Annotated in this window: 9 protein-coding genes; 6 read left to right on the forward strand and 3 right to left on the reverse strand. The window is 72.0% G+C overall.

Annotated features, from left to right (window positions below; genetic code table 11):
- Positions 1–20: 20 nt before the first annotated feature.
- The gene (locus tag G3I56_RS06860) at positions 21–1,658 is read right to left on the reverse strand and encodes a DUF5691 domain-containing protein (RefSeq protein ID WP_164408196.1); all 1,638 of its coding nucleotides are present in this window, start codon (positions 1,656–1,658) and stop codon (positions 21–23) included.
- Between the two features lie 100 nt (positions 1,659–1,758).
- On the reverse strand, positions 1,759–3,117 hold the full coding sequence (locus G3I56_RS06865; RefSeq protein ID WP_164407973.1) for an SWIM zinc finger family protein: 1,359 nt from the start codon (positions 3,115–3,117) through the stop codon (positions 1,759–1,761).
- Between the two features lie 167 nt (positions 3,118–3,284).
- Between G3I56_RS06865 and G3I56_RS06870 the strand changes: the two genes are divergently transcribed.
- From G3I56_RS06870 to sucD, 6 genes are all read left to right on the forward strand, one after another.
- Positions 3,285–4,430, forward strand: coding sequence for an AAA family ATPase (locus G3I56_RS06870; RefSeq protein ID WP_164407974.1), 1,146 nt, complete (start codon positions 3,285–3,287; stop codon positions 4,428–4,430).
- 141 nt (positions 4,431–4,571) lie between these two features.
- The gene (locus tag G3I56_RS06875) at positions 4,572–7,181 is read left to right on the forward strand and encodes a DUF5682 family protein (RefSeq protein ID WP_164407975.1); all 2,610 of its coding nucleotides are present in this window, start codon (positions 4,572–4,574) and stop codon (positions 7,179–7,181) included.
- Positions 7,178–8,353: a VWA domain-containing protein gene (locus G3I56_RS06880; protein WP_164407976.1), complete on the forward strand. Its 1,176-nt coding sequence runs from the start codon at positions 7,178–7,180 to the stop codon at positions 8,351–8,353. The genes G3I56_RS06875 and G3I56_RS06880 overlap by 4 nt, the downstream gene beginning before the upstream one ends.
- A 208-nt stretch (positions 8,354–8,561) precedes the next feature.
- On the forward strand, positions 8,562–9,032 hold the full coding sequence (locus G3I56_RS06885) for a hypothetical protein (RefSeq protein ID WP_164407860.1): 471 nt from the start codon (positions 8,562–8,564) through the stop codon (positions 9,030–9,032).
- Positions 9,033–9,808: 776 nt separating this feature from the next.
- Positions 9,809–10,987 (forward strand): ADP-forming succinate--CoA ligase subunit beta, encoded by a 1,179-nt coding sequence (sucC, locus tag G3I56_RS06890; protein ID WP_164323440.1) that lies wholly within the window; start codon positions 9,809–9,811, stop codon positions 10,985–10,987.
- Between the two features lie 21 nt (positions 10,988–11,008).
- Positions 11,009–11,893 carry a succinate--CoA ligase subunit alpha gene (gene sucD / locus G3I56_RS06895; RefSeq protein WP_164323438.1) on the forward strand — a complete coding sequence of 295 codons (885 nt, stop codon included), beginning with the start codon at positions 11,009–11,011 and terminating at the stop codon, positions 11,891–11,893.
- Positions 11,894–11,969: 76 nt separating this feature from the next.
- Here sucD and G3I56_RS06900 read toward each other — a convergent pair whose 3' ends face one another.
- Complete coding sequence (locus G3I56_RS06900; protein ID WP_164407977.1) at positions 11,970–13,031, reverse strand: helix-turn-helix domain-containing protein; 1,062 nt, start codon at positions 13,029–13,031, stop codon at positions 11,970–11,972.
- Positions 13,032–13,096 lie beyond the last annotated feature (65 nt).

The raw sequence follows: 13,096 nt of genomic DNA on the forward strand, positions 1-13,096 counted from the left end.
GTGCCTCAGGCTTCTCCCACCTACCCGCCCGTTGTCAGTTCCTCCGCCATGGCCGCGCGCAGGCGCAGCGTGCCCACGAGGCGCTGGAAGGCCTCCGCCCAGTAGCTTCCGGCGCCCGGTGACGCATCCTCCCCTTCGTCGGGTACTGCCAGCAAGCCGTCGAGGCGGCCGGCCTCGGAGGGGTCCAGGCAGCGTTCCGCGAGCCCCATCACTCCGCTGAAGCTCCACGGGTAACTCCCCGCGTCCCGGGCGATATTGAGCGCGTCGACCACTGCCCGCCCGAGCGGCGGAGCCCACGGCACCGCGCACACCCCGAGCAGTTGGAAGGCCTCGGACAGCCCATGCGTCGCGATGAACTCCGCCACCCAGTCGGCCCGTTCGGCGGAGCTCAGCGTGGCGAGGAGCTTCGCCCGCTCCGCCAGGGACACCGCCCCGGGCCCGCCGGCCTCGGGTGTCGAGGGTGTGCCGAGGAGCGCCCGGGACCAGTCGGCGTTCCGCTGTCGCACCGCCGCCCGGCACCACGCGGCGTGCAGCTCGCCCCGCCAGTCGTCGGCCACCGGCAGCGCCACGATCTCCTCGGGCGTACGTCCACCGAGCCGCCCCGGCCACGAGCCGAGCGGGGCGGCCTCCACCAACTGGCCGAGCCACCAAGACCGTTCACCGCGTCCCGCCGGGGCTTTGGCCACGACGCCGTCGCGCTCCATGCCCGCGTCGCACTCGTGCGGCGCCTCGACGACGAGCGAGGGCTCGCCCCTTGTACCGCCGCCCTCGCCGTCGGCGCTGTCCGTGTGGTCGAGCGCCACGCACGCTCCCGCGCGGACCGCCATCCGTGCGGCGAGTGCCGAATCCGGCAGCGCGGACAGCAACTCCGCCGCTGTCGCCCGGACGTTGCGGCTACGGTCGGCCAACGCCCGCTCCAGGAACGGCTCGTCCTCGGCGTGCAGTCCCGCGCGAAGCGAGTCGAGGAACATCAGCCGGTCCTCGGCGCGTTCCGTCAGCCAGGTCGTCTCCAGCAACTCCCGGGCGGCGGCGGGCTCCCGCGCGCGTATCGCCGCGAGGAGGGAGACGCGTTCGGCGAACAGACCTTCCTGCCACAGGATTTGGATCCGCTCCGTCTCCTCGGCCCCGGGCAGGGCCGTGCCTCCGCCCGGGGTCGAGCGCAGGGCGAACCGCCAGTCCGGGTTCAGCCGGGCGAGCCACAGCGCGCGCGGTCCCGCGAACGCCAGCGCCGCCGGACGCAGATCCGTACGTCCCCTGGCCGCGTCGAGCAGCGCGGGCAGCACCTGTGCAGGGGCCGCGAAACCATGCGTGTTCGCCGCCGTGAGCCACTGGGGCAGCAGCTCCATCAGATCCGGCGCCGTGCCCCTGCGACCGCTGCCGCCGGGGGTGCCGGGCCGGTCGGCCAGCAGGAGCGACAACCGGCGGGCCGCCGCCGGGGGCAGCGGCGGGCGCGGGTCCGCCGCGGCGGGCTCCGGCCGCGTAGCCGCCGGGGCCGGCTGCAGACCTGCCCGCCGCCGTACGGTCTCCACGGCCGCCGCGTCGAGCAGCGCGCCCGGCGCCTGCCTGCCCGGCGGGCAGCCCGGGGGCGTACGTCGCTCGGTACCGAGCAGCGCCGCGGTGACCAGCTCCTCCCAGGCATCGGCGGCCGACGAGCCCATGGGGACGGATGCCCTGCTGCCGTTCACAAGATTCCCTTTCGTCGTCGAGTCATCAAGTCAGCTAGTTGTGGCGCCGTCAGTCGCGGCGCGTCGAGCCGCCTCAGCACAGCGGGACCGCCTGTCCCGCCGCCCCCTCCGGCCAGGCCGTCAGAGGAGTGAACCCCCGATGACCGCACTCACCGAAGACCGTGACGGGGGCCCCGCCCGAGAGCGCGACGAGGCGCCACAGGCCCGGGTGTGCGACGGCGGACGGGGCCACGGGCAGCGCCAAGTCGGTTTCGGCGTCCGCCAGTTGCCAGGAGCCGCCGTCCGGCACGGGTATGACCCGGTCCAGCGTCACCGGGAAGGAGTCCAGCCAGGGGTCGTCCTGGAGCGCCTCTCCGTAGCGCTCCGCCGCGCGCGTGGTCGTCGTTCCCGGCGGCCGTAGCTCCGTCGGCGCGGGCGAGGTGAACCGCTCGCCCAGGGCCGCCCGCAACTGCCCGGCGCCGGGATACGTGGACACCTCGGCCTCGAATGTCAGGCCGACCGGCAGCGCCAGTTCGGGGGCGCGACCGGCCGCTCCGTACGAGAGCAGGAGGACGGCACGGCCCGACTCCGCGCCGTGCAGCCAGATCCTGCGGGTCGTCAGACGGGCGTCCGCCGTCTCATATTGGGCGAGGACCAGCCACTGGTCGCGCACCGGAGGGCCGTCCGCCGAGCCGGGCAGGCCGATCCGTGACCGCACCGTCGCCGCCAGACCGTCCGGCAGCTCGTCCCGGCGCAGCCAGCCCCGGTCGAGGAGGTGGAGCAGCGCGCACTCCTCCAGCAGCCGCACCGGCCAGCCCGGACCGGACGCCGGTATGGCCCCCAACTCCCTTACCCGTGCGGCCAGTCCGGGGGCCTGGGCGTCGACCATCCGGGCCGCGGTCTCCTCCCACAGCCCGTACCCCGCCTGTTCCGCGGTGGCCAGGCCGCCGCGGAGCAGGTCGGCGAGGCGCTGCTCCAGTTCTGTCGCCCCCGCCGTGATCCGCTCGGCGCGGCGCTCCGCCCTGCGCCGCGCGGCCTCCGGATCACCGGACCCTGACGGGGAACCGGCCGAGTCCGCCGCTCGTTTCTCCTCCGCGCGCTTCCGCCGCCCCGCCAGCCACTCCTCCGCCCAGCCCGGGGCCTCCCCTCGCGGCACCGCGCCGTCCTCGCCCGCCCAGAGCAGCAGCAGCCCTAGCGCGTGCTTGCAGGGGAACTTGCGGCTCGGACAACTGCACTTGTACGCGGGCCCGGTGGCGTCCGCGATGTCGACGACCGTCTGATACGGCTTGCTGCCACTGCCCTTGCACAGTCCCCACACCGTCCCCTCGTCAGAACTGCCGGCCTCCGACCACGGCCCGGCCGCGCCGAGTTTGCTTCCCGCTTTGCGTGACGAGACGTCAGGCGCCAGTGCCAGCACCTGATCCGCCGTCCAGCGCACCCCCTGCTGAGTCATGACACCGAAGGTAGATCCCGGCACTGACAATCGGTCCTCGCTGCGATCTCCACTCAGCGCTAGAAACGGCATTTTCGCAGGTCAGAACGCATTGTCAGTGGCGTGGTGCAGTGTGGACACCAGATCCGAACGGGCCAAGACCGGCCGAGCTGGAGGGGGACCGAGCCATGCCTGTTTCCGCTGAACCGACATCCGTCGACCCGCGTCACGAGCAGTCCGCGCACGCGAACGGCACGGAGGAACTGCGCCCGCACGCCGAGGACGCCTTCGCCGCCGAGCTCGCGGCGCTGGCCGCGCAGGACGACCGCCCGCGCCCGGCCCGCTGGAAACTGTCGCCGTGGGCCGTCGCGACCTACCTGCAGGGCGGCACCCTGCCCGACGGCACGGTGATCACACCGAAGTACGTGGGCCCGCGCCGCATCGTCGAGGTCGCCGTCACGACCCTGGCGACCGACCGTGCCCTGTTGCTGCTCGGCGTGCCCGGTACGGCGAAGACCTGGGTGTCCGAACACCTGGCGGCGGCGGTCAGCGGCGACTCGACGCTGCTGGTCCAGGGCACGGCCGGCACGCCGGAGGAGGCGATCCGGTACGGCTGGAACTACGCGCGGCTGCTCGCGCACGGCCCGAGCCGCGAGGCCCTCGTGCCCAGCCCCGTCATGCGGGCGATGGCGGAGGGGATGACGGCCCGGGTAGAGGAGCTGACCCGTATCCCGGCCGACGTACAGGACACGCTGATCACGATCCTGTCGGAAAAGAACCTGCCGATACCGGAGTTGGGGCAGGAGGTGCAGGCGGTACGCGGGTTCAACCTGATCGCGACGGCCAACGACCGTGACCGTGGGGTCAACGAGCTGTCGAGCGCCCTGCGCCGCCGCTTCAACACCGTGGTGCTGCCGCTGCCGGAGAGCGCCGATGCCGAGGTCGACATCGTCTCGCGCCGGGTCGACCAGATCGGCCGCTCACTCGACCTGCCGGCCGTACCGGACGGCGTCGACGAGATCCGTCGCGTCGTGACCGTCTTCCGTGAACTGCGCGACGGGGTCACGTCCGACGGCCGGACGAAGCTGAAGTCGCCCAGCGGCACGCTGTCCACCGCCGAGGCGATCTCGGTCGTCACCAGCGGCCTGGCCCTGGCGGCCCACTTCGGCGACGGCGTTCTGCGGGCCTCCGACGTCGCAGCGGGCATCCTCGGCGCCGTCGTCCGCGATCCGGCGGCCGACCGGGTCGTCTGGCAGGAGTACCTGGAGGCGGTGGTCCGCGAACGCGACGGCTGGAAGGACTTCTACCGCGCGTGCCGGGAGGTGAGCGCGTGAGCCGGGCTGTGGTTGCGGGCGCGGATGGACGGGGGCGGGTGTACGGGATGTCGGTGGGAGGCGGTTCGGTGTCCGTGCGGGTCGGTGGCGTGAGCGAAGCGGTCGGTGACGACGACTCGTCGTGGAACAGGAGGGGGCGGTGTGAGGGACATTGAGGCCGGAGCTGGGCCGTTGCTGCTCGGTGTGCGGCACCACGGGCCCGGGTCGGCGCGGGCGGTGCGGGCAGCGTTGGAGGCGGCGCGGCCGGCGGTCGTACTGATCGAGGGGCCGCCCGAGGCCGACGCCCTGATCCCGCTGGCCGCCGACGAGGACATGCGTCCGCCGGTCGCCCTGCTGGCCCACGCCGTGGACGAACCGGGCCGCTCGGCCTTCTGGCCGCTGGCCGAGTTCTCCCCGGAGTGGGTGGCGATCCGCTGGGCTCTCGAACACGGGGTCCCGGCCCGCTTCATCGACCTCCCGGCCACGCACACGCTGGCCTGGGAGAACGAGAACGAGAACGAGGGCGAGGGCCAGGGCGAGGGAAGCGACGGCCGTTCGCCGGAACCGGATGCGGACACCGCCCGCGATGCCGATCACGCTGGTCATGCCGATCTGCGGGTCGATCCGCTCGCCGTCCTCGCGCGGACCGGTGGTTACGACGATCCGGAGCGCTGGTGGGAGGACGTCGTCGAGCACCGGGGGACGGGGGAGGGCGACGCGTTCGCGCCCTTCGAGGTGCTCGAAGAGGCGATGGGCGCGCTGCGCGAGGTGTACGGAACCGGGGGCCATGACCGGGATCCGGTGCGGGAGGCGTACATGCGGCTCCAAGTGCGTTCGGCGCAGCGGGAGTTCGGGGACGGGGCGGTGGCCGTGGTGTGCGGGGCATGGCATGTGCCCGCGCTGCGGCAGAAGACCGCCGTCGCCGCCGACCGGGCGCTGCTGAAAGGGCTGCCGAAGGTCAAGGTGGATGTGACCTGGGTGCCGTGGACGCATCGCAGGCTCGCACGGGCCAGCGGTTACGGGGCGGGCATCGACTCGCCCGGCTGGTACGGCCATCTGTTCGGCGCGCGGGACCGGCCGGTCGAGCGGTGGATGACCAAGGTGGCCGGGCTGCTGCGCGACGAGGACAGGATGGTCTCCTCGGCGCACGTCATCGAGGCGGTGCGGCTGGCGGAGACGCTCGCCGCGATGCGGGGCCGCCCGCTGCCGGGGCTCACCGAGACGACCGACGCGGTGCGGGCGGTGATGTGTGAGGGCTCGGACGTCCCGCTGGCCCTGGTGCAGGACCGGCTCGTCGTCGGGGACGTGCTCGGGGAGGTGCCTCAGGCGGCGCCCGCTGTGCCGTTGCAGCGGGACCTGACGCGGCTTCAGCGTCGGTTGCGGCTCAAACCGGAGGCGCTGGAAAGGGAGTTGGAGCTCGACCTGCGCAAGGACACCGACGCCGAACGCAGTCGGTTGCTGCACCGCCTGCGGCTGCTCGGGATCGGCTGGGGCGAGCCGGCGGCGTCGCGCGGCAGTACCGGCACCTTCCGGGAGACGTGGCGGCTGCGGTGGGAGCCGGAGCTGGCGGTACGGGTCGCCGAGGCCGGTGTGTGGGGGACGACCGTGCTCTCGGCGGCGACCGCCAGGGCGGAGGCCGACGCCGTCGGCGCGGGCTCGCTGGCCGACGTGACCGCACTCGCCGAGCGTTGTCTGCTCGCCGAACTGGCCGACGCGCTCCCCGTGGTGATGCGCGTCCTCGCCGACCGCGCGGCCCTGGACGCCGACGTGGGTCACCTGGCCCAGGCTCTGCCGGCGCTGGTCCGGTCCCTGCGCTACGGCGACGTACGCGGCACGGACACCCGGGCGCTGGCCGGGGTCGCGGCGGGTCTCGCCGAGCGTGTCTTCGTCGGCCTGCCCCCGGCCTGCGCCGCGCTCGACACGGAGGCCGCCGAGGAGATGCGGCGCCATGTGGACGCGGTGCACGGGGCGGTGGGACTGCTCGGGGAAGCCTCGGGCACGAACGCGGCTCTGGCGGAAGACCCGGCAGATACTGCGGCTGCAGGGGAGTCTCCGGGCGTCGTCTCCGAGGGCGTGGCTGCGGAGAGCCCCGCGAGGGCCTCTGAGCCCGAGGACGCTCCTGCGAGTGGCACCTCTGCCTCCTCATCCCCGAGCGCTTCCCCGGGCGCTCCTGCGGGCGCCGCCGAGGATGTCCCCGCGCCGGGACAGCACAGCAAGCTGCGGCGCCGTTGGCACTCCGTGCTTCGGGTGTTGTCCGCGCGGGACAGCGTGGCCGGAGTCGTGCGGGGGCGGGCCGCGCGGCTGCTGCTGGACGACGGGGAACTGGCGCAGGACGAGGCGGCGGTCCTCATGGGGCTCGTGCTGTCGCCCGGGACGGCGCCGGGGGACGCGGCAGCGTGGATCGAGGGGTTCGTCGGGGGCGGCTCCGGGGGCGGGATGCTGCTGGTGCACGACGAACGGCTGCTCGGGCTGGTCGACGCCTGGCTGACCGGGGTGTCGGCGGAGGCGTTCACCGATGTGCTGCCCCTGCTGCGGCGGACCTTCTCGGTGTACGAGCCCGGGGTGCGCAGAACCCTGGGGGAACTGGTCCGGCGTGGTCCGGGGAAGCGGGGGAGCGCGGTGGCCGGCGCCGCCGGTCTGCCGGGCTTCGCACCCGAACTCGACGCCCGGCGAGCGGATGCCGTGCTGCCGGTGCTGCGGCTGCTGCTGGGGCCGTCGGACGCGGGTGACGGGGGCGTCGACGACAACAACCTTGTGGGGGTGGGGACATGACGACGGCGACCGAGTCGGCGGATCCGGCACAGGAGCGGTTGCGCCGGTGGCGGCTCGTGCTCGGGGGCGACGCGGCGGACGGTACCGGGTGCGCGCTCTCCAAGCAGGACGCCGCGATGGACGGGGCGCTCACCGCGCTCTACGGGAGAGGGGACGGGGGCAAGGACCGGGCGGGGCGGGACCGTTCGGCGGGGCTCGGGGCGTCCGCGCCGTCGGTCGCGCGGTGGCTCGGCGACATCCGGACGTACTTCCCGTCGTCCGTCGTCCAGATCATGCAACGGGACGCCATCGACCGGCTCGGCCTCTCCGCCCTCCTGCTGGAGCCCGAGATGCTGGAGGCGGTCGAGGCGGACGTCCACCTCGTCGGCACGCTGCTCTCCCTCAACAAGGCGATGCCGGAGACGACGAAGGAGACGGCGAGAGCGGTCGTACGCAAGGTGGTCGTGGACCTCGAGAAGCGGCTCGCAACGCGGACCCGGGCCACGCTCACCGGTGCGCTGGACCGCAGTGCCCGCATCAGCAGGCCGCGCCATCACGACATCGACTGGAACCGCACGATCGCGGCCAACCTCAAGCACTACCTCCCCGAGTACCGCACGATCGTGCCGGAGCGGCTCATCGGCTACGGGCGCGCCTCCCAGTCGGTGAAGAAGGAGGTCGTGCTGTGCATCGACCAGTCGGGGTCGATGGCTGCGTCGGTGGTGTACGCGTCGGTGTTCGGGGCGGTGCTGGCGTCCATGCGGTCGATCGACACCAGGCTCGTCGTCTTCGACACGGCGGTCGTCGACCTCACCGATCAGCTCGACGACCCGGTGGATGTGCTGTTCGGTACGCAGCTCGGCGGCGGCACGGACATCAACAGGGCGCTCGCCTACTGCCAGTCGCAGATCACCCGGCCCGCCGAGACCGTCGTCGTGCTGATCAGCGACCTCTACGAGGGAGGCATACGCGACGAGATGCTGAAGCGGGTCACTGCGATGAAGGCGTCCGGGGTGCAGTTCGTGACGCTGCTCGCGCTGTCGGACGAGGGGGCGCCGGCGTACGACAGGGAGCACGCGGCGGCACTCGCGGCGCTGGGCGCACCGGCGTTCGCCTGCACGCCCGATCTGTTCCCGGACATCATGGCCGCAGCGATCGAGAAGCGCCCGTTGCCGATACCCGACACCGCGTGAACCGAGTGAGCTGAGTGAACCGAGTGACGTGAGGGCGTCTTCGGGTGGCAAAAGGGGCATGAGCGCGCATCGGGAACGGGGGGACTTGCGCGACCTCGGGAGGGCCGTGCGAAGATCGGCGCCGCCTCGTCCTGCTCCTCGCTGTTCCTAGATGATCGCGGTTGCCCGACGCTCGTCGTCAAGTCGCCGCCCGGGAGAGTCCGTCCTCTTGAACTGGCCAGCCGCCCTGTTCGCCGCCGTACTGCGTGTGACGCGTACGGCCGCGGGGCGGCGCGCGCTGCGAGTCGCGGTCCTGGTGGGCGGGTTGTTCGGGTTCGGGTTCCTCTGCGGGGAGCGGGCGCACGCGGCTGAGGACGCGCCGCTGGTGCGGGTCGATGTGGTTCGGCCGGTGGACGAGAGGGCGGGTCCACCGGTTGGTGGTCTGGTCGAGGCCATGACCGAGAAGTCGGCGGAGGCCCCGACAGAGGTCTCGGCGCAGACGCAGACGTCGCCCGCCTTGCCGACGCTTCCTGAAGTGCTTGCGTTACCTGTACTCCCTGTACTTCCGGAACTCACCGAGTTGTCGGCGCTTCCGGGGATTCCAGAGCCGCTCGTGCTTCCGGGCGTGCCTGCAGCGCCCGCTGCCGAATCGGCGGTCCCGAGCAGGGTGGGCACGGCGATGGGCATGACGTCGCGTTGAGCCGGCGGGCTCCGGTGTGCCTCGTGCCGGGGGTTGCCCCGATCGCTGCGGGGCCGGGGCCGGGGCCGGGACATTCCGGTGAGCCCCGCCTGAGCAGGGCTTTCTCTCTCCTCCCCTCGTCTCCCCTCCCGTCTCCTCCTCCCCCCGTTCTCTTTCATCGCCGGGTGCGAAATCGTCCGTCGGGTCGAAACGGCACGCGACGACTGCACGGAGTGCCAGCCGGGAACGCGACTCCTGCGTATCCGAGCCGGCCTCCGCGCACCTGACTCCCGCACGCCTGACGTGCGGATCTTCCGGACTCCGCCGGGAAAGTCCTCGTACGGCCGAATGCCATCGGTCCGGTCAGGGCGTGCCCGGCGGGTGGCGGTGAGCGGCTCCCCAAGGGGTGGGGAACCGCTCACCGGGGGACCGTCAAAGCTGTTGGCGGGCCTTCCAGGGGCCTCACCGGGTCCACCCCAGCCCGGTGAGGCCTCACCTTTGCGCCCCTATGCATTCGTAACGCGTCTTTACGCCCCTCGCGCGGGCCGATCCGGGGTTGATCCGAGGTTGATTCGGGGCCGTCAGTGGCACTCTGTGACAGGTATCACCGCTCAGGTGTGATTCCTGATTTAGGGACCTGCGGGGTGCGGCGATAACCTGCGGGACGGACATGCCGCGCGCTCGGACATCGTGTGCGCCACCCCTGTGACACAGCGGACGTCACGTTGCCCATCGCGGCACGCCCACGGAGACAGCAGACCGTAGAGCGGCGAGACCACTGATAGGGACGGACGCGCGTGGACCTGTTCGAGTACCAGGCGAGGGACCTCTTCGCCAAGCACGGTGTACCGGTGCTGGCCGGTGAAGTCATCGACACGCCTGAGGCGGCGCGCGCGGCGACCGAGCGTCTGGGCGGCAAGTCCGTCATCAAGGCGCAGGTGAAGGTCGGTGGGCGTGGAAAGGCCGGCGGCGTGAAGCTCGCCGCCACCCCGGACGAGGCCGTCGCCCGCGCGACGGACATCCTCGGCATGGACATCAAGGGCCACACGGTCCACAAGGTGATGATCGCCGAGACCGCCCCCGAGATCGTCGAGGAGTACTACGTCTCGTACCTCCTCGACCGCACCAACCGCACCTTCCTCGCCATGGCGTCCGTCCAGGGCGGCGTGGAGATCGAGGTCGTCGCGGAGGAGAACCCCGAGGCTCTCGCGAAGGTCCCGGTCGACGCCAACGAAGGCGTGAGCATCGAGAAGGCCCGAGAGATCGTCGCGCAGGCGAAGTTCCCGGCCGAGGTCGCCGAGCAGGTCGCCGAGATCCTCGTGACCCTGTGGGACACCTTCATCAAGGAGGACGCCCTCCTCGTCGAGGTCAACCCCCTCGCCAAGGTCGCCTCCGGCAAGGTCATCGCCCTCGACGGCAAGGTCTCCCTGGACGAGAACGCGGAGTTCCGCCAGCCGGACCACGCCGCGCTCGAGGACAAGGACGCGGCCAACCCGCTGGAGGCCGCTGCCAAGGCCAAGAACCTCAACTACGTCAAGCTCGACGGTGAGGTCGGCATCATCGGCAACGGCGCGGGTCTCGTCATGAGCACCCTCGACGTCGTCGCGTACGCCGGTGAGGCGCACGGCGGGGTCAAGCCCGCCAACTTCCTCGACATCGGCGGTGGCGCCTCCGCCGCCGTCATGGCGAACGGCCTGGAGATCATCCTCGGCGACCCGGACGTCAAGTCCGTGTTCGTCAACGTCTTCGGCGGCATCACCGCGTGCGACGAGGTCGCCAACGGCATCGTGCAGGCGCTGCAGCTGCTCGCGGACAAGGGCGAGGAAGTCTCCAAGCCCCTCGTCGTCCGTCTCGACGGCAACAACGCCGAGCTGGGTCGCAAGATCCTCTCCGACGCCAACCACCCGCTGGTCCAGCGTGTGGACACCATGGACGGCGCGGCCGACAAGGCCGCCGAGCTCGCGGCTGCGAAGTAAGGAAGAGGGACAGACACAGCCATGGCTATCTTCCTCGACAAAGACAGCAAGATCATCGTCCAGGGCATGACCGGTGCCACGGGCATGAAGCACACCAAGCTCATGCTGGCGGACGGCTCCAACATCGTCGGCGGGGTGAACCCGCGCAAGGCGGGCACCTCCGTCGACATCGACGGCACCGAGATCCCGGTCTTCGGCACGGTCGCCGAGGCGATCGAGAAGACGGGCGCGAACGTGTCGGTCCTCTTCGTACCGCCGGCCTTCGCGAAGGCCGCCGTGGTCGAGGCGATCGACGCGGAGATCCCCCTCGCGGTCGTCATCACCGAGGGCATCGCCGTCCACGACTCCGCCGCCTTCTGGGCGTACGCGAAGTCGAAGGGCAACAAGACCCGGATCATCGGCCCGAACTGCCCCGGTCTCATCACCCCGGGCCAGTCGAACGCCGGCATCATCCCGGGCGACATCACGAAGCCGGGCCGGATCGGTCTGGTCTCGAAGTCCGGCACGCTGACTTACCAGATGATGTACGAGCTGCGTGACATCGGCTTCTCGTCGGCCGTCGGTATCGGTGGCGACCCGGTCATCGGTACGACGCACATCGACGCGCTGGCCGCGTTCGAGGCGGACCCCGACACCGACCTGATCGTGATGATCGGTGAGATCGGTGGTGACGCGGAGGAGCGTGCCGCGGACTTCATCGCGAAGAACGTGACGAAGCCGGTCGTCGGCTACGTCGCGGGCTTCACGGCCCCCGAGGGCAAGACGATGGGCCACGCCGGTGCCATCGTCTCCGGCTCGTCGGGTACGGCCGCCGCGAAGAAGGAGGCCCTTGAGGCCGCCGGTGTCAAGGTCGGCAAGACGCCGACCGAGACGGCGAAGCTGGCGCGTGAGATCCTCGCCGGCTGACGTTTCCTCGCGGTACTGAGCTGAACGTATGTGGGCCCGTTCCCTTCGCCGGGGCGGGCCCACAGCCATGCGTATCTCACCTCGGGTCCGGCAGGACCCTCTCCGGGCCGCTCGGCGTCGTGTCCTGGAGTTTCTTGCGGAGCTTTTGTTCCGTCCGGGACAACGGTCCCGGGGCTGCCTGCGGTGGCACCCCTTGCACTGTCGTCCCCGGAGCCACCGGCGGCTCGTACCGCGTCGGAGCCGTGTGGAGGGTGAACGTGGTGGCGCCGATCAGGGCGACGGTGAAGGCGATCGCCGCCTGGGTCCAGTTCCGGGCGCGACGTTCGCTGCCCGCGCGGACGGACGAGGGACGGGGGGCGCGCAGCCTGGCGTGGGTGGCCAGGCCCGCCAGCCGGGGCGCGAGATGGCCCGGATCCGTGAGATCCGGCAGGCGGGTCGCCACCGTCTCGCGGGCGTGGAGAAGGCGGCCTGCCGCCGCCCGGGTGCTCGCCTCCGTCTCCGCCGCCGTCTCGGGCAGGCCGAGGCCCAGACCGTCGTGGAGGAGCAGGGTGCGGCGGTACGGCGGGGGGAGTTTCAGGAGGACGGACAGGAGAGCGCGGTCGGCCGGGTCGGCGGGCGGGGCCTCCGGGTGACGGTGGCGGGCGCGGAAGCGGTGCCAGGGGGAGAGGGCGCACTCGTACGCCGTCGCCCGTACCCACCCCGCCGGGTCCGGGTCCACGGCCACCTCGGGCCAGCGGTGCCAGGCCAACTGGAACGCCCGTTCGACCGACTCGCGCGCCAACTCCCGCCGCCCGGTGAGGAGATAGGTCTGCCGCACGAGGGCCGGGGCGCAGAACGCGTAGAGCGCGTCGAAGGCCTGAGTGGGCGTCAGGGGGGCGACGGGGGCGTCGGCCGGCCCCTCATCCACTACGGCTGCGGCTACGGGCGCCGGTACGGACACAGGTGCCGACGCCAGCAGGCTCGCGTACGCCTGTGCCTTGCGTCCGCGCGGTGTCGTACGGCCGGTCTCCCACGCGCGTACCGTCTCGCGGCTGACGCCCACCCGTGTCGCGACCTGAGCCCGCGTCAGCGACTGGGACTCGCGCAGGCGCCGGCGTTCGGCGGGCGGGGGCAGCGGGATGGTGGGATTTTGCGTCACCAGGGGCCCCTTAGCGCGTAAAAGTACATAAAACGTATATTGAGTGACACGTCGTAAGTTCGCCT

This window comes from Streptomyces sp. SID12488, assembly GCF_010548275.1.
Classification (GTDB): domain Bacteria; phylum Actinomycetota; class Actinomycetes; order Streptomycetales; family Streptomycetaceae; genus Streptomyces.